This window comes from Geodermatophilus sp. DSM 45219, assembly GCF_900104025.1.
Classification (GTDB): domain Bacteria; phylum Actinomycetota; class Actinomycetes; order Mycobacteriales; family Geodermatophilaceae; genus Geodermatophilus.
Genome location: NZ_FNIQ01000006.1, coordinates 26508 through 47502, shown reverse-complemented (window position 1 = coordinate 47502; position 20995 = coordinate 26508). Strand labels below are relative to the sequence as shown.

Annotated in this window: 19 protein-coding genes; 9 read left to right on the top strand and 10 right to left on the bottom strand. The window is 73.6% G+C overall.

What is annotated here, in order from left to right; all coding sequences use genetic code 11:
- Position 1 precedes the first annotated feature (1 nt).
- Both BLR12_RS18605 and miaB read right to left on the bottom strand, forming a co-directional pair.
- On the bottom strand, positions 2–340 hold the full coding sequence (locus BLR12_RS18605) for a hypothetical protein (RefSeq protein ID WP_143018808.1): 339 nt from the start codon (positions 338–340) through the stop codon (positions 2–4).
- A 38-nt stretch (positions 341–378) separates the two neighbouring features.
- Positions 379–1824 carry a tRNA (N6-isopentenyl adenosine(37)-C2)-methylthiotransferase MiaB gene (gene miaB, locus BLR12_RS18600; RefSeq protein ID WP_091381365.1) on the bottom strand — a complete coding sequence of 482 codons (1446 nt, stop codon included), beginning with the start codon at positions 1822–1824 and terminating at the stop codon, positions 379–381.
- Between the two features lie 121 nt (positions 1825–1945).
- On the opposite strand from miaB, the gene BLR12_RS18595 reads away from it, so the two are divergent.
- The 6 genes from BLR12_RS18595 (at position 1946) to ctaD (ending at position 7583) form a co-directional block, all read left to right on the top strand.
- The gene (locus tag BLR12_RS18595; protein WP_091381364.1) at positions 1946–2701 is read left to right on the top strand and encodes an amino acid ABC transporter ATP-binding protein; all 756 of its coding nucleotides are present in this window, start codon (positions 1946–1948) and stop codon (positions 2699–2701) included.
- 21 nt (positions 2702–2722) lie between these two features.
- The gene (locus BLR12_RS18590) at positions 2723–3613 is read left to right on the top strand and encodes a glutamate ABC transporter substrate-binding protein (protein ID WP_091381362.1); all 891 of its coding nucleotides are present in this window, start codon (positions 2723–2725) and stop codon (positions 3611–3613) included.
- A 70-nt stretch (positions 3614–3683) separates the two neighbouring features.
- Positions 3684–4334, top strand: coding sequence for an amino acid ABC transporter permease (locus BLR12_RS18585; RefSeq protein WP_091381360.1), 651 nt, complete (start codon positions 3684–3686; stop codon positions 4332–4334).
- On the top strand, positions 4331–5245 hold the full coding sequence (locus BLR12_RS18580; RefSeq protein ID WP_091381359.1) for an amino acid ABC transporter permease: 915 nt from the start codon (positions 4331–4333) through the stop codon (positions 5243–5245). The genes BLR12_RS18585 and BLR12_RS18580 overlap by 4 nt, the downstream gene beginning before the upstream one ends.
- Positions 5246–5281: 36 nt before the next feature.
- Positions 5282–5704 carry a hypothetical protein gene (locus BLR12_RS18575; RefSeq protein WP_091381357.1) on the top strand — a complete coding sequence of 141 codons (423 nt, stop codon included), beginning with the start codon at positions 5282–5284 and terminating at the stop codon, positions 5702–5704.
- Between the two features lie 124 nt (positions 5705–5828).
- Positions 5829–7583, top strand: a complete 1755-nt coding sequence (ctaD, locus tag BLR12_RS18570; RefSeq protein ID WP_091381355.1) for an aa3-type cytochrome oxidase subunit I — start codon at positions 5829–5831, stop codon at positions 7581–7583.
- A gap of 12 nt (positions 7584–7595) precedes the next feature.
- Here the strand turns inward: ctaD and BLR12_RS18565 are convergent, their stop codons facing one another.
- The 5 genes from BLR12_RS18565 to BLR12_RS18545 form a co-directional block, all read right to left on the bottom strand.
- Complete coding sequence (locus tag BLR12_RS18565) at positions 7596–8261, bottom strand: regulatory protein RecX (RefSeq protein ID WP_255363622.1); 666 nt, start codon at positions 8259–8261, stop codon at positions 7596–7598.
- A 2-nt stretch (positions 8262–8263) separates the two neighbouring features.
- Complete coding sequence (gene recA / locus BLR12_RS18560; RefSeq protein ID WP_091381353.1) at positions 8264–9298, bottom strand: recombinase RecA; 1035 nt, start codon at positions 9296–9298, stop codon at positions 8264–8266.
- A 187-nt stretch (positions 9299–9485) separates the two neighbouring features.
- Positions 9486–9680: a DUF3046 domain-containing protein gene (locus tag BLR12_RS18555; RefSeq protein WP_091381351.1), complete on the bottom strand. Its 195-nt coding sequence runs from the start codon at positions 9678–9680 to the stop codon at positions 9486–9488.
- 159 nt (positions 9681–9839) lie between these two features.
- Entirely contained in the window at positions 9840–11117 is a 1278-nt protein-coding gene (locus BLR12_RS18550) for an MFS transporter (RefSeq protein ID WP_091381349.1), read from the bottom strand.
- Between the two features lie 12 nt (positions 11118–11129).
- The gene (locus BLR12_RS18545; RefSeq protein WP_091381346.1) at positions 11130–12275 is read right to left on the bottom strand and encodes an acyl-CoA dehydrogenase family protein; all 1146 of its coding nucleotides are present in this window, start codon (positions 12273–12275) and stop codon (positions 11130–11132) included.
- A gap of 229 nt (positions 12276–12504) precedes the next feature.
- On the opposite strand from BLR12_RS18545, the gene BLR12_RS18540 reads away from it, so the two are divergent.
- Both BLR12_RS18540 and BLR12_RS18535 read left to right on the top strand, forming a co-directional pair.
- A complete protein-coding gene (locus BLR12_RS18540) occupies positions 12505–12921 on the top strand; it encodes a VOC family protein (protein ID WP_091381345.1) in 417 nt (138 codons plus the stop codon).
- A gap of 105 nt (positions 12922–13026) precedes the next feature.
- A complete protein-coding gene (locus BLR12_RS18535) occupies positions 13027–17655 on the top strand; it encodes an ATP-dependent helicase (protein ID WP_091381342.1) in 4629 nt (1542 codons plus the stop codon).
- Between the two features lie 115 nt (positions 17656–17770).
- On the opposite strand, the gene BLR12_RS24115 is transcribed toward BLR12_RS18535, so the two are convergent.
- On the bottom strand, positions 17771–18226 hold the full coding sequence (locus BLR12_RS24115) for a TM2 domain-containing protein (protein ID WP_176832588.1): 456 nt from the start codon (positions 18224–18226) through the stop codon (positions 17771–17773).
- Between the two features lie 154 nt (positions 18227–18380).
- Positions 18381–18923 carry an antibiotic biosynthesis monooxygenase gene (locus BLR12_RS18525; RefSeq protein WP_255363621.1) on the bottom strand — a complete coding sequence of 181 codons (543 nt, stop codon included), beginning with the start codon at positions 18921–18923 and terminating at the stop codon, positions 18381–18383.
- Positions 18924–19070: 147 nt separating this feature from the next.
- Here BLR12_RS18525 and BLR12_RS18520 point away from each other — a divergent pair, with 147 nt between their 5' ends.
- Positions 19071–19925, top strand: a complete 855-nt coding sequence (locus tag BLR12_RS18520) for a DNA-formamidopyrimidine glycosylase family protein (protein ID WP_091381339.1) — start codon at positions 19071–19073, stop codon at positions 19923–19925.
- A gap of 93 nt (positions 19926–20018) precedes the next feature.
- On the opposite strand, the gene BLR12_RS18515 is transcribed toward BLR12_RS18520, so the two are convergent.
- Positions 20019–20852, bottom strand: a complete 834-nt coding sequence (locus BLR12_RS18515) for a PspA/IM30 family protein (RefSeq protein WP_091381338.1) — start codon at positions 20850–20852, stop codon at positions 20019–20021.
- Positions 20853–20995 lie beyond the last annotated feature (143 nt).

The window sequence follows — 20995 nt, the reverse complement described above, 5'->3', positions numbered from 1 at the left end:
CTCAGCGACCGACCGCGCCGGGGTCGCTCGCCGCGACGTCGGTGACGCGGTCCGGCGGCGGCATCGCCAGCGGCAGGTCACCGAGCGGGGCGACCTCCAGCGCGGACAACCGGCCGTCGTCGACGAACAGCAGCAGGAGGCCGACCGGCTCGCCGGCCGGCCCGACGACCGTGGCCTCGACCGGCACGCGGTCCCGGACGCCGGCCGGCGGGCCTCCGGCCGGATGCAGGTCGATCGTCCCGCAACCGCACTCGCAGCCCGGCGCGGCCCGCACCGTCCGCGCCTGCTCGCGCAGCGCCTCGACACCGGGGAAGTCCACCGTCAGCAGGGCAGCGAGCACGCCAGCCTCGGCCGCGGTGAGCGCACGTGGCGCCGCGGTCACACCGGGGCGCCGACGCCGGGCATGCCGAGCAGCACGCCCGGGGTGGTCGGGCGGGTGCCGGCCTCGCTCGCGTCGCCGGCGCGGGTGCGCCGGTGGGACAGCAGCGTCCCGTCGGCCACCAGGTGGTGCGGCGCGGCCTGCGTGACGAGCGTCTCGACCACGTCCCCGGGGCGCACGCCGTCGGCCGCCGTGAAGTGCACGAGGCGGCCGTCGCGGGCGCGGCCGGACAGCCGGCCGCGCTGGGCGTCCTTGCTGCCCTCCCCCGCGGCGACGAGCAGCTCGACCGGCGTGCCGATCAACGCCCGGTTCTCGGCCCAGCTGATCTCGTCCTGCAGCGCCGTCAGGCGCAGGTAGCGCTCCTGGACGACGGCCTTGGGCAGCTGCCCGTCCATCTCCGCCGCCGGCGTGCCCGGCCGCTTGGAGTACTGGAAGGTGAAGGCGCCGGCGAACCGCGCCGCGCGCACGACGTCGAGGGTCTGCTCGAAGTCGGCCTCGGTCTCGCCCGGGAAGCCCACGATGATGTCGGTGGTGATCGCCGCATCCGGCATCGCGGCCCGCACCCGGTCGAGGATGCCCAGGTAGCGGTCCTGCCGGTAGCCGCGCCGCATCCGGCGCAGCACGTCGTCCGACCCGCTCTGCAGCGGCATGTGCAGCTGGTGGCAGACCGCCGGCGTCCCGGCCATCGCCTCGATGACGTCGTCGGTGAACTCGCGCGGGTGCGGGCTGGTGAAGCGGATCCGCTCCAGCCCCTCGATCCGGCCGGCCGCGGCCAGCAGGTCGGCGAAGGCACCGCGGTCGCGGAACTCCACGCCGTAGGCGTTGACGTTCTGCCCGAGCAGGGTCACCTCGAGCACGCCCTGGTCGACCAGCGCCTGGACCTCGGCCAGGATCTCACCGGGCCGGCGGTCCTTCTCCTTGCCGCGCAGCGCCGGGACGATGCAGAACGTGCAGGTGTTGTTGCAGCCGACGCTGATCGACACCCAGCCCGAGTAGGCCGAGTCCCGCTTCGCCGGCAGGGTCGAGGGGAAGACCTCGAGGGCCTCGGCGATCTCCACCTGCGCCTCGGCGTTGTGCCGGGCGCGCTCCAGCAGCGCGGGCAGCGAGCCGACGTTGTGCGTCCCGAAGACGACGTCGACCCACGGGGCGCGGCGGACGATCTCACCGCGGTCCTTCTGCGCCAGGCAGCCGCCGACGGCGATCTGCATCCCCGGGTGCGCGTCCTTGACCGGCCGCAGGTGGCCGAGGTTGCCGTAGAGCCGGTTGTCGGCGTTCTCCCGCACCGCGCAGGTGTTGAGGACGACGACGTCGGCGTCGTCCCCCTCGGGGGCGGCGGTGTAGCCCGCGGCCTCCAGCAACCCCGAGAGGCGCTCGGAGTCGTGCACGTTCATCTGGCAGCCGTAGGTGCGGACCCGGTAGGTCCGTGCGCTGAGGTCGGTCGTCATGACGGGTCGAGGGTACGGCGACCCGGACGGGTGCCTCCCGGGTCACACGGCCGGGTCTTCGTTACGCCTTCGTGATCGCCCGGGGCGGATACCGCCGTGAACCGCCTCTAGGGTCTGCCGGGTGACCAGCCGTACCGCCGGAGAGCCTCTCGTCCGCCTGTCCGGGGTCGAGAAGTGGTTCGGCCAACTGCACGTCCTGCAGGACATCGACCTGACCATCGACCGCGGCGAGGTGGTCGTCGTCATCGGCCCGTCCGGCTCCGGCAAGTCGACCCTGTGCCGGACGATCAACCGGCTCGAGCCCATCGACTCCGGCGAGATCGCCATCGACGGCCAGCGGCTGCCCGAGGAGGGCAAGGACCTGGCCCGGCTGCGCGCCGACGTCGGGATGGTGTTCCAGAGCTTCAACCTGTTCGCCCACAAGACCGTGCTGGAGAACGTGACGCTCGGTCCGGTCAAGGTGCGCCGGCAGCCGAAGGCCGACGCCGAGCGCCGAGCCCGCGAGCTGCTGGACCGGGTCGGGGTCGGCAGCCAGGCCGACAAGTACCCGGCCCAGCTGTCCGGCGGCCAGCAGCAGCGCGTCGCGATCGCCCGGGCGCTGGCGATGGACCCGAAGGTGATGCTCTTCGACGAGCCGACCTCCGCGCTGGACCCGGAGATGATCAACGAGGTCCTCGACGTGATGACCTCGCTGGCCCGCGACGGCATGACGATGGTCGTGGTCACCCACGAGATGGGCTTCGCCCGCCGCGCGGCCAACCGGGTCGTGTTCATGGACGGCGGCCGCATCGTCGAGTCCGCCGACCCCGAGACGTTCTTCACCAACCCGCAGTCGGACCGGGCCAAGGACTTCCTGTCCAAGATCCTCAACCACTGACGCTCTCCCGAGAGGACACCCATGCGCATCACCCGCTACGCCGCCACCCTCGGCGCGCTCGGCCTCGTGCTGACCGGCTGCTCCAGCGAAGCCGGCCAGCAGGCCGAGGAGGCCGCCGAGAACACCGCCGAGGTCGCCCAGGACGTCGAGTTCCCAGCCGGCACCACGATGGCCGAACTGAGCGAGGCCGGTGCGATCACGGTCGGCACCAAGTACGACCAGCCCGGCTTCGGCCTGCTCAACCCCGACGGTGTCCCCGAGGGCTTCGACGTCGAGATCGCCAAGATCGTCGCCGGGGAGCTGGGCATCGCCCCCGAGGACATCACCTGGACCGAGACCGTGTCGGCCAACCGCGAGCCGTTCATCCAGAACGGCCAGGTCGACATGGTGGTGGCCACCTACACGATCAACGACACCCGCAAGCAGGTCGTGGACTTCGCCGGGCCGTACTACGTCGCCGGCCAGGACATCATGGTGGCGGCGGGCAACCCGGAGGGCATCGAGGGGCCGGACGACCTCGCGGGCAAGACCGTCTGCTCGGTCGAGGGCTCGACCCCGGCCCAGAACATCCGGGACAACTACCCGGAGGCCACCCTCGTCACCTACGACGTGTACTCCAAGTGCGCCGACGACCTGGCCAACGGCAACGTCCAGGCCGTGACGACGGACAACGTCATCCTGACCGGCCTCGTCGCCGGTAACCCCGAGGGCTTCGAGCTGGTCGGGAACCCCTTCACCGAGGAGCCCTACGGCATCGGCCTGGCGCTCGGTGACACCGAGTTCCGGAACTTCGTCAACGACGTCCTCGAGGAGTCCTACGAGGACGGCCGCTGGGCCGCGGCCTGGGACCGCACCGCCGGTGCGATCACCGGCGAGGAGGCTCCCGAGCCTCCGGCGGTCGACCGCTACTGAGTTCCCCACGACGCCGCCGGGCGGGCACCGCCCGGCGGCGTCGTCCCGTTCCCGAGCACCCGAGGACCCCGTGCAGTTCTTGAGCGACAACTCCGACCTGCTGTGGAGCGCGTTCCTCACGACGCTCTCCCTCGCAGTGGCCAGCGGCGTGTGCGCCCTGGTGCTCGGCACCGTGCTCGTCGGCATGCGGGTGAGCCCGGTGCCCCCGCTGCGCGGCCTGGCCACCTTCTACGTCGAGGTCTTCCGCAACACCCCGCTCACGGTGGTGTTCTTCTTCCTCTTCTTCGGCCTGGTCTACGTCGACCTGCAGTTCCCCAGCCGGTTCGTCACCGCCGTCGCCGCGCTCTCGCTCTACACCGCGGCCTTCGTCTGCGAGGCCCTGCGCTCGGGGATCAACGCCGTCCCCCCGGGACAGGCCGAGGCAGCCCGCGCCCTGGGCCTGGACTTCGGGCAGGCCCTGCGCACGATCGTCCTGCCGCAGGCCTTCCGGACCGTCGTGCCCCCGCTGGGCAACGTGTGGATCGCGCTGGCCAAGAACACCTCGATCGCGGCCGGCTTCGCGGTCACCGACCTCACCGCAGCGCTCCAGCGACTCGCCAACGTCAACGCCGACCAGCTCCTGGCCGTGTTCGCCGCGGTGGTGCTCGGCTACCTCGCCATCACGCTGCCCTCGGCCTGGTTGATCCGCATGATCGAGACCCGGGTGGCGATCCTCCGATGAGCAGCACGAGCGTCCTCTTCGACGTCCCGGGGCCGAAGGCCCGCAGGCGCCAGCGCATCGGGACCGTCATCGGCGCCCTGGTCGTCCTCGCCCTCATCGGGCTGGCGCTGTGGCGGCTGGGGACCAACGGGCAGCTGGAGCCGCAGCGCTGGGCGATCCTGGTCGACCCGGCCTCCGGCGTTCCCCAGGCCCTCGGCGAGGCGCTGCTCAACACGCTCGCCGTCGCTGCCGTCGGCATGGTCGCCGCCACCGTCCTGGGTGCGCTGCTCGCCGTCGGCCGCCTGTCCGACCACGCCTGGGTGCGCGGCCCCGTCACGGTCCTGGTCGAGTTCTTCCGGGCCGTGCCGCTGCTCGTGCTCATCCTGTTCTGCCTGCTGTTCCTGCCCACGCTCGGCATCCCGATGACGGCGTTCCGGGCACTGGCCCTGGGTCTGACCCTCTACAACATGGCCGTGCTGGCCGAGATCTTCCGGGCGGGCATCCTGTCGGTGGACCGCGGACAGCACGAGGCGGCCTCGGCCCTCGGCATGCGCAAGACCCAGGTGATGACCCTCGTGCTGCTGCCCCAGGCGGTCCGCCGGATGCTGCCGGTCCTGGTGGCCCAGTTGGTGGTCCTGCTGAAGGACTCGTCGCTGGGCTTCATCGTCGGTTACGTCGAACTGCTCCGGCAGGCGCGCAGCCTCGTGGAGTTCTTCAACTTCCAGTTCGGCAACGTCTACACGTTCCAGCTCTACGTCGGCGCCGCAGTCATCTACATCGTGGTCAACGTGCTGCTCTCCCAGGTGGCCAGGTCCATCGAGAAGCGCACCCGTCGCAGTGAGAAGGTGGCGGGTACTGGGCCGACCGAACTGCCCGCCGACGTGCAGATGGGCGGCGGTGGCGGGCTCGTCACCGAAGCGGGCGGCCGGTAGGTACCACGGGCGCGCGGGACTGCCGATGAGGGTCGCGTGGACACCGCCCTGCGCCCCGCCGTCCCGCCGCTCCCGGCCGTGGTGCACCGGCCCGCGGTGCCGATGGACGCCGCTCAGGAGTTCGTGACCCGGCTGCGCGCGTCCGCGGCATCCCTGGCCGCCGCCGCGAACGCGCAGACCGCCGTCGTGCGCGAGGTCGTGCCGCCGGCCCGGCACCGGCGTGCGCGGTGCCGGGTGGTGCTGCGCGCCGCCGACGGCGGGGAGACCGACCTGACCTTCCTGGGGCCGGTGAGCTCCGCGGTCGACGCCCCGGAGCGGGCCTTCGACCTGCAGGTCCGCGCGTGGCTGGCCGCCGAGCTCGGCGGCCGGGGCAGCTGGCTGGTGGACGACGACGAGGCCCCGGACGGCGTCGCGGTCGACGTGACCGCCTGGGCGGCGGCCACCCCCACCGCCGGCTGACCCGGTCCCCTCCCGGGCGCAGCACCCGCCCGGGGTCGGGGCTGCTTCCCTGGGCCCGGTCATGGGTCCACCATGGGGACCAGCTCCCGAGCCAGAGGAGCGCGGTCGTCCCTGGGAGCTCCCCATGACGGCTCTGGCCCCGCAACCGATCGTCACCCGGCCGACCGCGGCTGCACCGGCGGCCAGAGGCTCACGCTTCCTCAGCCTGCTGCGGACCACCGACCACAAGACCATCGGCCTGATGTACACGGCGACGGCGTTCGCCTGGTTCGTCGTCGGCGGCCTGATGGCCATGCTGATCCGCGCGGAGATCGCCCGGCCGGGGCTCCAGTTCCTCTCGCCCGAGCAGTACAACCAGCTGTTCACCATGCACGGCACGATCATGTTGCTGTTCTTCGCGACGCCGCTGTTCTTCGCGTTCGGCAACCTGGTCATGCCCCTGCAGATCGGTGCGCCGGACGTCGCCTTCCCCCGGCTGAACGCCCTCTCCTACTGGCTGTTCCTGTTCGGCTCGATGCTCGCTGCGGGCGGGTTCTTCACCCCGGCCGGCGCGGCGGACTTCGGCTGGTACGCCTACACGCCGCTGTCCACCGTGGCGCACTCCCCCGGAGCCGGCGGTGACCTGTGGATCGCCGGTCTCGCGGTCTCCGGTCTGGGCACCATCCTCGGTGCGGTCAACTTCATCACCACGATCGTCTGCCTGCGGGCACCGGGGATGACGATGTTCCGGATGCCGATTCTCACCTGGAACACGCTGGTCACCAGCATGCTGGTGCTCTTCGCCTTCCCGATCCTCACCGCCGCGCTGTTCGCCCTGCTCGCCGAGCGGCAACTCAGCGCGATGGTGTACTCGGAGGAGATGGCCGGGCCGATGCTGTGGCAGCACCTGTTCTGGTTCTTCGGGCATCCCGAGGTCTACATCATCGCGCTGCCGTTCTTCGGCATCATCACCGAGATCATCCCGGTCTTCAGCCGCAAGCCGCTGTTCGGCTACAAGGGCATGGTCTTCGCGACCATCGCGATCGGCTTCCTCTCCGTCACCGTGTGGGCGCACCACATGTACGCGACCGGCGCGGTGCTGCTGCCGTTCTTCGCCTTCCTGACCTACCTGATCGCCGTGCCCACGGGGATCAAGTTCTTCAACTGGATCGGCACCATGTGGCGCGGGCAGCTGACCTTCGAGACGCCGATGCTGTTCGCCGTCGGTTTCATGGTGACCTTCCTCCTCGGTGGCCTGACCGGCGTCCTGCTGGCCAGCCCGCCGCTGGACTGGCACATCAACGACACCTACTTCGTCGTCGCGCACTTCCACTACGTCGTCTTCGGGACCGTCGTGTTCGCCGCCTACGGCGGGGTGTACTTCTGGTTCCCGAAGATGTGCGGCCGGATGATGGACGAGCGCCTGGGCAAGCTGCAGTTCTGGATGGTGTTCATCGGCTTCCACGGCACGTTCCTGGTGCAGCACTGGCTGGGCGCGGAGGGCTACCCGCGCCGGTACGTCAACTACCTGCCCACCGACGGGTTCACCACGCTGAACACCGTGTCGACGATCTTCTCGTTCATCCTCGGCGCCTCGATCATCCCGTTCCTGTACAACGTGGTGCACTCGTGGCGCTATGGCCCCCTGGCGCTGCGGGACGACCCGTGGGGTCACGGGAACTCGCTGGAGTGGGCGACGTCGTCCCCGCCGCCGCGGCACAACTTCACCGAGATCCCGAAGATCCGCTCCGAGCGGCCGGCGTTCGAGGCGCACTACCCGCACCTCATCGACCGCCTGCAGCACGAGGCGCACGCGGGCAAGCGGCACGAGCCCTACGCCGCGGAGCTGGGTGGCACCGCCGGCGCCCGGCAGGGCCCGAACGACCCCGATCCGACCTGAGCCGCCGCCCGGTCAGGGCAGGTGCGCGTCGAGTCCCAGCTCGGGATGCGCGCCGGACTCCTCGGCGTCCTCCTCCGAGCGGTCCGCGTCGAGCGCCTCGCGGACCACCCAGCCGGCCAGCCCGGACCCGTAGCCCTTGCGGGCGAGCATGCCCACCAGCCGCCGTTCGGCGGTGACGCGGTCGACCCGTCGGAGGCCCGGCAGCCGTCGCTGGACGAGGCGCCGGGCGGCCTCCCACTCGTCCTGGTCGTCGACGAGGGCGACCGCCTCCTCGGCGACCTCCCCGTCGACGCCCTTGGCGCGCAGTTCGGCCTTGAGCGCGCGGCGGGCGAGGCCCCGGCCGGACTGGCGCGAGGTCACCCAGGCGCGGGCGAAGGCGGCGTCGTCGACGAGCCCGACCTCGCCGAACCGGTCGAGGACGGTGTCCGCGACGTCGTCGGGGATGTCACGCTTGGCCAGCAGGTCGGCGAGCTGCTGCCGGGTCTTGGGTGCACCGGTCAGCGCCCGCAGGCAGATCGAGCGGGCGACCTGCTCGGGGTCGCCCGGCTCGTCCTCCGGGTGCGAGCCGCCGACCGGCGGGGTGGCGTCCGGGCCGTCCGGGTCAGGGGACGTACCGGAGCGCCGCCCGCGGCGGCGTCCGGGAGCAAAGCGCTCCCGGGCGTCGGGCCAGCCGCCCACGGTCAGAAGTCGGGCTGGTCGACCGTGGCGGGCGCGTCGAGCTGCGGGCCGATCCCGAGCTTCTCCTTGACCTTCTTCTCGATCTCGTCGGCGAGGTCGGGGTTGTCGCGCAGGAACGTGCGGACGTTCTCCTTGCCCTGACCGAGCTGGTCGCCCTCGTACGTGTACCAGGCGCCGGACTTGCGGATGAAGCCCTGCTCGACGCCGGCGTCGATGAGCCCGCCCTCGCGGCTGAAGCCGGTGCCCCAGATGAGGTCCAGCTCGGCCTGCTTGAAGGGGGCGGCGACCTTGTTCTTGACGACCTTGACGCGGACCCGGCTGCCGACCGCGTCGGTGCCCTGCTTGAGGGTCTCGATGCGGCGGACGTCGAGGCGGACCGACGAGTAGAACTTCAGCGCACGGCCACCGGTGGTCACCTCCGGGGAGCCGTAGACGACACCCACCTTCTCGCGCAGCTGGTTGATGAAGATCGCGGTGGTGCCGGAGTTGTTCAGCGCACCGGTGATCTTGCGCAGCGCCTGGCTCATCAGCCGGGCCTGCAGGCCGACGTGGCTGTCACCCATCTCGCCCTCGATCTCGGCGCGCGGCACGAGCGCGGCCACCGAGTCGATGACGATGACGTCGAGCGCGCCGGAGCGGATGAGCATGTCGGCGATCTCCAGCGCCTGCTCACCGGTGTCGGGCTGGCTGACCAGCAGCGCGTCGGTGTCGACACCGATCGCCCGGGCGTACTCGGGGTCGAGCGCGTGCTCGGCGTCGATGAAGGCCGCGATGCCGCCAGCGGCCTGGGCGTTGGCCACCGCGTGCAGGGCGACCGTCGTCTTGCCGGAGGCCTCGGGGCCGTACACCTCGACGACGCGGCCCCGCGGGAGACCGCCGATGCCGAGGGCGATGTCGAGGGCGATCGAGCCGGTCGGGATGACCTTGATCGCCACCTCGGGGCTGTCGCCCAGGCGCATGACCGAGCCCTTGCCGAACTGCTTGTCGATCTGGGCGAGGGCCATGTCGAGGGCCTTGTCGCGGTCGAGCGTTGCCATGGTGTTCACCTTCGGGAAGTCGCGGTGCAGTGTGTGTTCGAGCGGTCGGCGCCGACGCTAGGGCGGAGGTCCGACACTTCCGGGTGATCGGGCCGACCTGTGGAGGAACACCCGGCCTGTGGACTGCGCCACCCAGGCTATCCCGAACGTGTGTTCGACTGCCAGCGTGACACGCCGCTCCCGCGACTCAGCGGTCCTTGCGCGGCACGTCGAACTCCTCGCAGATCGCCAGCCACACCCGCCGCACCGGCAGACCGGCGTCGATCGCCTCGACGGCGCTGCGCCCGCCGAGGGCGGAGAACACGTGGTCGCGGGCCACGCTCTCCGCGCGCATGGGGCCGAAGTGTTCACCGAGCCGGGACCAGAATTCCTGCAGACGCACGTCCCCGACGCTAGCGCGCGCGCACCAGGGGCTCGGGTGGCCCGGCGGCTCCTAGGCTGGGCCGGTGATCCCCGGCAGCGGCTCCGGCACCCTCGACCTGGTCCTCGAGATCGCCATCGCGCTGGCCCTGCTCGCCTCGCTCGTCCTGATCTGGCGCAACTACCGGGGTCGCTGAACCGGCACCGCTCCCCCGCGCTCGCCGGTGCGCGCCCACACCACCACGAGCGGGACCACGAGCGCGGCCGACACCAGCGCCACCAGGCCGTAGCCGCCGAGGGCGAGCAGCGGTCCCCCGGCGACGCCGGCCACCGCCGCACCCAGCCCCATCAGCAGGTCCGTGCCGCCCTGGGCGCTGGGCCGCCGCGCCTCGTCCACCGCCTCGGTGACCAGCGTCGAGCCCGCGATCAGCCCGCACGACCAGCCCAGCCCGAGCAGCAGCAGCCCGGCGCCCAGCTGCAGCGCCGCACCCGGCGGCGCGGTCCCGGCCAGGGCTGCGGCAGCCAGCAGCAGGCCCGCTCCGACGGCGACGGTCGCCCGACGGCCGGCCCGGTCGGCGAGCTGGCCGACGAGCGGGGAGAACAGGTACATGCCCGCGACGTGCACGCTGATCACCAGGCCGATGACGCGCAGCGTCGTCCCTCCGTGGTGACCCATGTGCACCGGCGTCATGACCATCACGCCGACCATCACGGCGTGCGAGACCACCACGGCGGTGAGGCCGAGCCGGCCGCTGGGATCGGCCCAGACCGCGCCGACGGCCGCCGTGGTCGCCCGCCGGGGCCGCCCGGTGTCCGCTCCGGCGCCGCGCAGCCGGCGGGCCAGCAGCAGGGGGTCCGGTCGCAGCAGGACCAGCAGGCCGAGTGCCACGGCGGTGAAGACGGCCACGGAGACGACGTAGGCGCCGGTGAGCGGCGGCAGCCCGAGGGCGGCTCCGAGCGCCTCGCCCGGGCCGGCGAGGTTGGGCCCGAGGACCGAGCCGACCGTGGTCGCCCAGACCACCAGGGACAGCGCCCTCCCGCGGTGCTCCGGGACAGCGAGGTCGGCCGCGGCGTAACGGGCCTGCAGGCTGCACGCCGTGGCCGCGCCGAAGGCGAACAGGCCGGCCAGCAGCAGCGGCAGCGAGGAGAGGACGGCGGCGACGACGGTGACCAGGGCACCGAGGACCGCGACGGCGTACCCGGCGGCGAGCCCGGCCCGCCGGCCGGCGCGGTCGCTGACACGGGCCAGCGGCACGGCGACGACCGCGGCACCGAGCACGCCGGCCGTCGAGCCGAGTCCCGCCGCGGTGTCCGTGCCGGCGACGTCGCGGGCCAGCAGGCCACCGACGGTGATGCCGACGGTCACCCCCAGACCGCTGAGCGCCACACCGGCGCCGAGGACGCCGAGGGTGCGGCGCTGGACGGCGACCGGGTCCACGGCGGGGTCCGGCACGGTCACGGCCGGGCCCGCCTACAGGCCGAGGGAGCGGCCGACGATCTCGCGCATGATCTCGTTGGTCCCCCCGTAGATCGGCTGGATGCGGGCGTCGCGCCAGGCCTTGGACACCGGGTACTCGTCCATGTAGCCGTAGCCGCCGTGCAGCTGCAGGCAGCGGTCGGCCACCTTGTTCTGCAGCTCGGTCGTCCAGTACTTGGCCATCGCCGCGTCGACCGGCGTGAGCTCCCCGCGGTCGAGTTGGCGCACGCACTCGTCCACGAAGGTCCGGGCGACCGTCACCTCGGTGTGCAGCTCGGCGAGGACGAACCGGGAGTTCTGGAAGCTGCCCACCGGGCGGCCGAACGCGGTCCGCCCGGTGACGTACTCGACGGTCTGCGCCAGGACCGTCTCGGCCGCGGCCACCGCACCGACGGCGATCGACAGCCGCTCCTGCGGCAGGTTGTCCATGAGGTGCGTGAAGCCGCGGTTCTCGGTGCCCAGCAGGTTCTCGACCGGCACCCGCACGCCGTCGAAGAACAGCTCCGCGGTGTCCTGCGCCTTGAGCCCGACCTTGGCCAGGTTCCGGCCGCGGGTGAAGCCGGGCATGTCGCGCTCGACCACCAGGAGGCTCAGTCCGCGGGAACCGGGGGCGTCGGGGTCGGTGCGCGCGACCACGATGACCAGGTCGGCGTTGATGCCGTTGGTGATGAACGTCTTGGAGCCGGTGAGCAGCCAGCCGTCGCCGTCCCGGCGGGCCGTCGTCCGGATGCCCTGCAGGTCGCTGCCGGCCGCGGGCTCCGTCATCGCGATGGCGGTGATCAGCTCACCGCTGCAGAAGCCGGGCAGCCAGCGCTGCTTCTGCTCCTCGGTGCCGAGGTCGCGCAGGTACGGCCCGGCGACGTCGTTGTGCAGCCCGAAGCCGAGCCCGGTGGCACCGATGCGCATGACCTCCTCGTCGAGGACGGCCTGGTAGCGGAAGTCGCGCACGCCCCCGCCGCCGTAGCGCTCGTCCATGTCGGTGCCGAGCAGGCCCTGCGCCCCCGCCGACGTCCACACCTCCCGGGGCACGATGCCGTCGCGCTCCCACTGGTCGTGGAACGGGACGACGTTCTTCTCGGCCCACGCGCGGACCGTCTCCCGGAAGTCCTCGTGCTCGGCCTCGTACAGCGAACGGCGCATGCCCGCAGTGTGACCCAGCGGGAACGGCGGTCGACAGCCCCGCCCAGGCGGTCGCCCGTCCCCGTGCCAGACCGGTGCGGCCCCAGACGCCCCGACCGTGCCCGTGGCGGTCGTCGTGGCCTCCGGAGGGTGGCTGGTCGACAGTGCCGGCGGACGGCGACGGCCGGGGCGCACCGGCCGTGTGGCCGGTCGCCGGGCGGGGCCACGGACCGGGCCGCATGCTCGCGTCATGCCCATCCCCACCAGGTCCTTCGCCCACGTCCGGCTGACCGTCACCGACATCGAGCGTTCACGGGCCTTCTACGACGACGTGTTCGGGTTGCCGGTCGCCTTCGAGGTGCCCGCCGACGCCGACGAGGCGACCCGCGAGCAACTGTCCTTCCTCTACGGCGGGGTCATCTACGCGCTCGGTGACTCGCTGCTCGGGCTCCGGCCGGTCAGCACCGACCGCTTCGACGAGGACCGCACCGGGCTGGACCACGTCAGCTTCGCCGTCGACACCCGCGCCGATCTCGACGCCGCGACCGCGGTGCTCGACGAGCGCGGCGTCGCGCACGGTGGCGTGAAGGACGTCGGCGCCGGGTTCATCCTCGAGTTCCGCGACCCCGACGGCATCGCCCTGGAGCTGTTCGCGCCGAAGGCCTGACGCGCCGGCCGTGCCGGCCGGTCGCCGGGGCCGACACCCCCCCCGGTGCGGGCGGTGGAACGGCGAGGCCAGCGGAGTGTCGTACCCCTGTGGACACTGGGAGCCGTGCCCGCCCTCGACCGGTTCTCGGAGCCCACCCGGGCGTGGTTCACCGGCGCCTTCGCCGCCCCCACGGCCGCGCAGGAGGGCGCCTGGCAGGCCATCAGCACCGGCGGCCACGCCCTCGTCGTCGCCCCCACCGGCTCGGGCAAGACGCTCGCCGCCTTCCTGTGGTCGCTGGACCGGCTGGCCAGCACCCCGCCGCTGGCCGACGAGCAGGCCCGCTGCCGCGTCCTCTACGTCTCCCCGCTCAAGGCACTGGCCGTGGACGTGGAGCGCAACCTGCGCGCCCCCCTGGCGGGCATCGGCCAGGCGGCGGCCCGCCTCGGCCTGCCCCGTCCGGAGATCCAGGTGGGCACCCGGTCCGGTGACACCCCGGCGGAGGAGCGGCGTGCCTTCGCCCGGCGGCCCACCGACATCCTCATCACCACGCCTGAGTCGCTGTTCCTGCTGCTCACCAGTGCCGCGCGCGAGGCGCTCCGCGGCGTCGAGACGGTGATCGTCGACGAGGTGCACGCGGTGGCGGACACGAAGCGCGGTGCACACCTGGCGGTCACCCTCGACCGGCTCGACGAGCTGCTCGAGCGCCCGGCCCAGCGGATCGGCCTGTCGGCGACGGTGCGCCCCGTCGAGGAGGTGGCCACCTTCCTCGCCGGCGGCCGCCCGGTCGAGGTCGTCGCGCCCGGCTCGGCCAAGCAGTGGGACCTCTCGGTCGTCGTCCCGGTCGAGGACATGAGCACCCTCGGCCAGCCCACCGGCGAGCTCGACGGGTCGGCGGCGGGCAACCAGCCCCGGTCGTCGATCTGGCCGGCGGTCGAGGAGCGGGTGCTCGACCTCGTCGAGGCGCACCGCAGCACGATCGTCTTCGCCAACTCCCGCCGCCTGGCCGAGCGGCTGACCAGCCGGCTCAACGAGCTCGCCTACGAGCGGGCCACCGGGGAGCCGGTCCCGCCGGGCACCAACGCCGCCGCCCTGATGGCACAGGCCGGCTCCGGCGGCGGGCTGCCCGAGGGGGTGCAGCCGGTGGCCGCGGCCCACCACGGCTCGGTGTCCCGCGAGCAGCGCGCGATCGTCGAGGAGGCGCTGAAGTCCGGCCGGCTGCCGGCGGTGGTGGCCACCTCCAGCCTCGAGCTCGGCATCGACATGGGCGCGGTCGACCTCGTCGTCCAGGTCGAGGCCCCACCCACCGTGGCCTCGGGGCTGCAGCGGGTGGGCCGGGCCGGGCACCAGGTCGGCGCGGTGAGCCGCGGCGTGCTGTTCCCGAAGTACCGCGGCGACCTGGTGCAGTGCGCGCTGGTCGCCGAGCGGATGAAGGCCGGCGCGATCGAGTCGATCCGCTACCTGCGCAACCCGCTCGACGTGCTCGCCCAGCAGGTCGTCGCGGTCGTCTCCGAGCGGCCGCGCACCGTCGACGAGGTGGCGGCGCTGGTCCGGCGGTCGGCACCGTTCGCCTCGCTGCCGGACTCCGCGCTGCACGCGGTGCTCGACATGCTGGCCGGCCGCTACCCCTCCGACGCCTTCGCCGAGCTGCGGCCGCGGCTGACGTGGGACCGGGTCACCGACACCCTCACCGCGCGCGGCGGCGCCCAGCGGTTGGCGGTCACCAGCGGCGGCACCATCCCCGACCGGGGCCTGTTCGGCGTCTTCCTCGTCGGTGGGGAGGACAGCCGCGGTGGCCGGCGGGTCGGTGAGCTCGACGAGGAGATGGTCTACGAGTCACGGGTGGGCGACGTCTTCCTGCTCGGCTCGTCCTCCTGGCGCATCGAGGAGATCACCCACGACCGCGTGCTGGTCAGCCCGGCGCCCGGACAGCCCGGCAAGATGCCGTTCTGGCACGGCGACGCCCCGGGCCGGCCGCTCGAGCTCGGCCGCGCGCTGGGCGCCTTCCTGCGCGAGGTCGGCACCGCCACCCCCGAGGCCGGGCTCGACCGCGCCCGCGCCGCCGGCCTCGACGAGTGGGGCGCGGCCAACCTGCTGGCCTACCTGGCCGAGCAGAAGGCAGCCACCGGCCACCTGCCCGACGACCGCACCCTGCTGGTCGAGCGCTTCCGCGACGAGCTCGGCGACTGGCGGCTGGTCGTGCACTCCCCCTTCGGCGCCCAGGTCAACGCCCCGTGGGCGCTGGTGCTCGCCGCCCGGCTGCGGGAGCGCTACGGCGTCGACGTCGCCTCGATGCACTCCGACGACGGCATCGTGCTGCGCCTGCCCGACACCACCGGCGAGCCGCCGGAGGCCGACCTCGCCGTCCTCGACCCGGACGACGTCGAGCGCGAGGTCACCGCCGAGGTCGGCAGCTCAGCGCTGTTCGCCAGCCGGTTCCGCGAGTGCGCGGCACGGGCGCTGCTGCTGCCCCGCCGCGACCCACGCCGGCGCACCCCGCTGTGGCAGCAGCGGCAACGCGCCGCCCAGCTGCTGTCGGTGGCCAGCGACTTCGCCAGCTTCCCCATCACGCTGGAGGCCGCCCGCGAGGTGCTGCAGGACGTCTACGACGTGCCCGGCCTGGTCGAGCTGATGCGCGACGTCCGTTCCCGCCGGGTGCGGGTGGTCGACGTGCAGACCCAGAACGCCTCGCCCTTCGCGCAGTCGTTGCTGTTCGGCTACGTCGGCCAGTTCCTCTACGAGGGCGACGCCCCCCTGGCGGAGCGCCGCGCCCAGGCGCTGGCCCTCGACACCGGCCTGCTCGCCGAGCTGCTCGGCCGCTCCGAACTGCGCGAACTGCTGGACGCGGAAGCGCTCACCGAGGTCGAGACCGAGCTGCAGCGGCTGCCGGTCGAGCGACACCCCCGCGACCCCGACGGCGCCGCGGACCTGCTGCGCATCGTCGGCGACCTCACCGTCGCCGAGGCCGCCGCGCGTGGCGTGGGCCAGGCCTGGCTCGACGAGCTGGTGGCTGCCCGCCGGGCCCTGGTGGTGCGCATCGCCGGCGAGGAGCGCCACGTCGCGATCGAGGACGCCGGCCGGCTCCGCGACGCCCTGGGCACCGCGCTGCCGGTCGGGGTGCCGGAGGTCTTCACCGAGCCGGTGCCCGACCCGCTCGGCGACCTGGTCGGCCGCTACGCCCGCACCCACGGCCCCTTCCAGCCCCCCGAGGTGGCCCAGCGGCTGGGGCTGGGCGTGGCGGTGGTCACCGCGACCGTGCAGCGGCTGGTCGGCACCGGCCGGCTGGTCACCGGCGAGTTCCGCCCGGGCGGCACCGGCCAGGAGTGGTGCGACGCCGACGTCCTCCGGTCGGTGCGCCGGCGCAGCCTGGCCCGGCTGCGTCAGGAGGTCGAGCCGGTCCCGGTCGACACCCTGGCGCGGTTCACCCCGTCCTGGCAGTCGGTGGGCAGCCGGATGCGAGGCGCCGACGGCGTGCTCGCGGTGGTCGAGCAGCTGGCCGGCGCCCTCGTGCCGGCCAGCGCGCTGGAGTCGCTGGTGCTGCCGACCCGGGTGCGCGACTACTCCCCCGCGATGCTCGACGAGCTGACCAGCGCGGGCGAGGTGCTGTGGGCCGGAGCCGGCGGGCTGCCCGGCGGCGACGGCTGGGTCAGCCTGGTCCCGGCCGACCTGGCGCCCCTGTTGCTGCCCGAGCCGCTGGAGCTGGGCGGGATGGGCGACGGGCACGCCGGCGCCACGGTGCTCGACCACCTCGCGGAGGGGCAGGCGCTGTTCTTCCGCGGCCTGTCCGACCTGGTCGGCTCCACCGACGACGCGGCCTTCGCCGACCTCGTCTGGGACCTGGTCTGGTCCGGCGCGCTGACCAACGACACCCTGGCGCCGCTGCGCACCAAGCTGTCCGGCGGCGGGGGCACGCACAAGCGCCAGCCCGCGACCCCCCGGGCCCGGGTGGACCGCGGCCGCTACGGGCGCCCGCGCCTGGGCCGCCCGGCCATGCCGACCCGCAGCGGGCCGCCGACCATGGCCGGCCGGTGGTCACGGCTGCCCGACCGGGAGGCCAACGCCACCAAGCGCACGACGGCCCGCGCCGAGGCCCTCCTGGAGCGGCACGGTGTGCTCACCCGCGGTGCGGTCATGGCCGAGCAGGTCGCCGGGGGATTCTCCGCGGTCTACCCGGTGCTGCGGGCGTTCGAGGAGAACGGCCGGGCCCGGCGCGGCTACTTCGTGGAGACCCTCGGCGCCGCCCAGTTCGGCACGCCGGGGTCGGTCGACCGGCTGCGCAGCTTCGCCGCACCCGACCGCGTGCCCGGCAGCGCGGTGGTGCTGGCCGCGACCGACCCGGCCAACGTCTACGGCGCGGCCCTGCCCTGGCCCGAGCGGCCCGGCGCACCGGGCGCGACGGGCGACCCGGCCGCCGACGGAGGGGCGGTCGACGTCGGGGAGGGCACCGGCGGCGGACGTCGCACCGCCGGGCACCGCGCCGGGCGCAAGGCCGGCGCGCTGGTCGTGCTGGTCGACGGCGAGCTGGTGCTCTACGTCGAGCGGGGCGGGAAGACGCTGCTGTCCTGGACCGAGGACGAGACTGCGCTGAAGGAGGCCGCCACGGCGCTGTCCGGGGCGGTCGCCGCAGGTGCGCTGGGCCGGATGGTGGTGCAGAAGGCCGACGGCGCCTCGGTGCACGAGTCGACACCGCTGTCGGCCGCGCTGCAGGCCGCCGGCTTCGCCGCCACCCCGAGGGGCCTACGCCTGCGCGGCTGAGACAGCACGCACCGCGCACGGCCACAGCACCAGGCCCGGCCATGGCCGGTGACCGGCACGCACTGACGCGAGCACGGGGCCGGACCGCCAGCACGGTCCGAACCCGCCGCTCGATCTAGGCGACTCCGAGGGACCGGTTCACTGCGTAGGCGTGGGCGTTGTACTGCTGGAGGCGCTGCGACATCTGCGTCGCGTCGACCACCCAGAGCACGAACAGGGCGATCAGGCCCAGGATCCCGATCAGCACGATGGTGAACAGGCAGCTCAGCATGAAGCCCACCGCGTAGGCGACACCCCACTTCGTCCGGCCCAGGTAGAAGTGATGGGCGCCGAAGCTCCCGAGGAAGAACCACAGCAGCCATGCAGCCGTGCTGTCCTTGTAGGGCATGGGCAGGACCGGATGCGGAACGACGGCGTACCCCTGCTGCGGCAGCAACGAGTGGAACTGCTGCGCAGGTAGGACAGGGAACCCCGCCTCGTTCGAGGCCTGCGGCCGGGGAGCCGGCTGACCCTGCGGCGGCAGCGGCGGCAGCGGCGGCTGCCCGGCACCGGCCTGTGGCGGGTAGGTCATGTCGACTCCTCGAGGGTCGGGAAACGGGTCGGGCCGGCACGGACCAGCCAGTCTCTCCATCGGCGACCCGTGCCTCGATCTACAGGCGAAGGCGACGTGGGCGGTCACCGCGGGAGGATCCCCACGCCGCCGACCGGTACGACGGCGTCGTCGTTCAGCGGCGAGGGCGCAACCAGCGGGCGAACAGCCGGGACAGCGCCGGCATGACCACGTAGCCGAGCAGCACCACGACGACCACCGCGGACAGCAGCAGCCGCGCGAGCAGCGGCCAGCCGGTCACGTGCGGCGCCACCAGCAGCTGGAAGGCCAGCGTGATGGCGAAGACGGCGACCACGGTGAGGACGGCCAGCCGCCAGCGGGGACCGGGCCGGGACGGCGTGAGCGCGGTGAAGAAGCTGTCCAGGCCGGCCACGTGGGCGTAGTCGACGCGGTCGGTCAGGTGCTCGGCGCGCTGCAGCGCGGCCCGCCGCTCGGTCGAGCGCTCCCAGCTCGCCAGCGACTCGCCGTCGGCGAACCGGTAGACCAGGTGGTAGCGGGTCGAGCCCGGACCGGGGCGCAGCAGGCTGGTGCCCAGGTTGCCCGGGAACTCCGCGGCCAGGCCCAGCACCTCGGCGGCCCACGCCTCGAAGGCCTCGCGCTGGTCGGCACGCACGTCGCGGGCGACGGTCACGGTGACCGGCTCGGCGGCCGCGGCCACCGCCTCGGGCGCGACACCCGCGGACCTCGGGGATCGATCACGTCGCAGCACGGGAGGCTCAGCACCGCAGCAGGGCTGCGCGTTCCCACCGCCGGGGTGACCTGCGCCGCGCCGCGGGGCGGGTGCCGCGGGGGGACACTGGAGCGCGTGCCCGAGGGAGACACCGTCTGGCTGGCCGCGCAGCGGATGAACAGCGCGCTCGGCGGCGCGACGCTGCGCCGCGGCGAGCTGCGCGTGCCGCAGCTGGCCGGCACCGACCTGGCCGGCCGCACCGTCTCCGAGGTGGTGCCGCGGGGCAAGCACATGCTCACCCGGTTCGCCGACGGCTGGACACTGCGCACCCACTACCGCATGGACGGCAGCTGGCACATCTACCGGCACGGCAGCCGGTGGCGCGGCGGTCCGGCCTTCGCCGTCCGCGCCGTCCTCGCCACCGACGAGTGGGAGTGCGTCGGCTACCGCCTGCACGACGTGGCGATGGTGCGCACCGAGCACGAGGACCAGCTCGTCGGCCACCTGGGTCCCGACGTCCTCGGCCTGGACTGGGACCTCGAGGAGGCGCTGCGCCGGCTGCGGTCGCACCCCGACGAGCAGATCGGCGTCGCCATCCTCGACCAGCGCAACCTGTGCGGCCCGGGCAACCTCTACAAGGTCGAGGGGCTGTTCGTCTGCGGCGTCCACCCGTGGGCCCGGGTGGCCGACGTCGAGGACCTGCCCGGGCTCGTCGAGCGGACCCGCTCGCTCATGCTGGCCAACCGCGACCGCCCCGAGCAGAGCACCACCGGCGACCTGCGCCGCGGCCGCGACCACTGGGTCTACGGCCGCAAGGACCGCCCGTGCCTGCGCTGCGGCACCCCGGTCCTGCGCGGCGACCAGGGCCCGGACCTGCAGGAGCGGATCACCTACTGGTGCCCGCGCTGCCAGGCCGCCCGCTCGGCCATCGACCCGGCAGCGCGCACCGGCGAGCCCGACCACCCGCCGCCACTGACAAGCGCCCACTGAGGCACTGGCCCGGCCACCGCGGCGACCGGGCCCGTGTGGCCCCCTGCCGGGTCCCGCCGCGAGCCTGCGAGCGGTGGGGGGCAGGGGGTCCTCCTACTGCGACTCGGGGCGGTCGGCCGGCTGAGCGGCCTGCTGCGCGGAGGACGCCGGCACCGACGGCGTCCCCTCCTCGATCGCCGGCGCTGCGGCCTGGCCGGTGACCGCCGGCTGTCCCATCGAGGCGCGGATCTGGTCCAGCCGCGAGGCGCCGGCGACGTCGAGGGTCGCCTTCTGCACCTCGAGCATCCGGCCCTCGACCGACGTCTGCGCCAGCTCGGCCTGGCCGAGGGCGTTGGCGTAGCGGGCCTCGATCTTGTCCCGCACCTCGCCGAGACTGGGCGTGTTGCCGGGGGCCGACAGCTCGTTGACCTGCTTGAGCGAGGCGGCCACGTGCTCCTGCATCTTGGCCTGCTCCAGCTGGCTCATCAGCTTGGTGCGCTCGGCCAGCGTCGTCTGCAGCCGCATCCGGCTCTGCTCGACCGCGCCGCGCGCCTGCTCGGCGGCCTGGAGCGCCTCGTCGTGGCTGCGCTTGAGGTCCTCCATCGCCTGCTCGGCGGCGACCAGCTGGGTGGCGAAGGCCTGCGCGGCGTTCTCGTACTCCCCCGCCTTGGCCGCGTCGCCGCCCGCCCGGGTCTGGTCGGCCAGGACCAGCGCCTGGCGCGCCGAGGCCTGCAGCTTCTCCACCTCACCGAGCTGCCGGTTGAGCCGCATCTCCAGCTGGCGCTGGTTGCCCAGCACCGCGGCGGCCTGGTTGGCCAGCGCCTGGTGCCGCTGCTGCTCGGCCTCGATCGCCTGCGCGATCTGGATCTTCGGGTCGGCCTTCTCGTCGATCTTGGCGTTGGCGGAGGCCGTGAGGTACTTCCACAGCTTCACGAACGGGTTCGGCATCGGTCCTCCTGCGCAGGTAGCGGTCGTCCGCCAGGGCCACCCATCCGGCGCACCGCAGCGATCGTCGTCTCCGCCATCGTCCCAGGTGCCCCGGCGCACCGGCCAGCGGCGCGGTGCGGAGGCACCCGGCTCGCTAGGGTCGA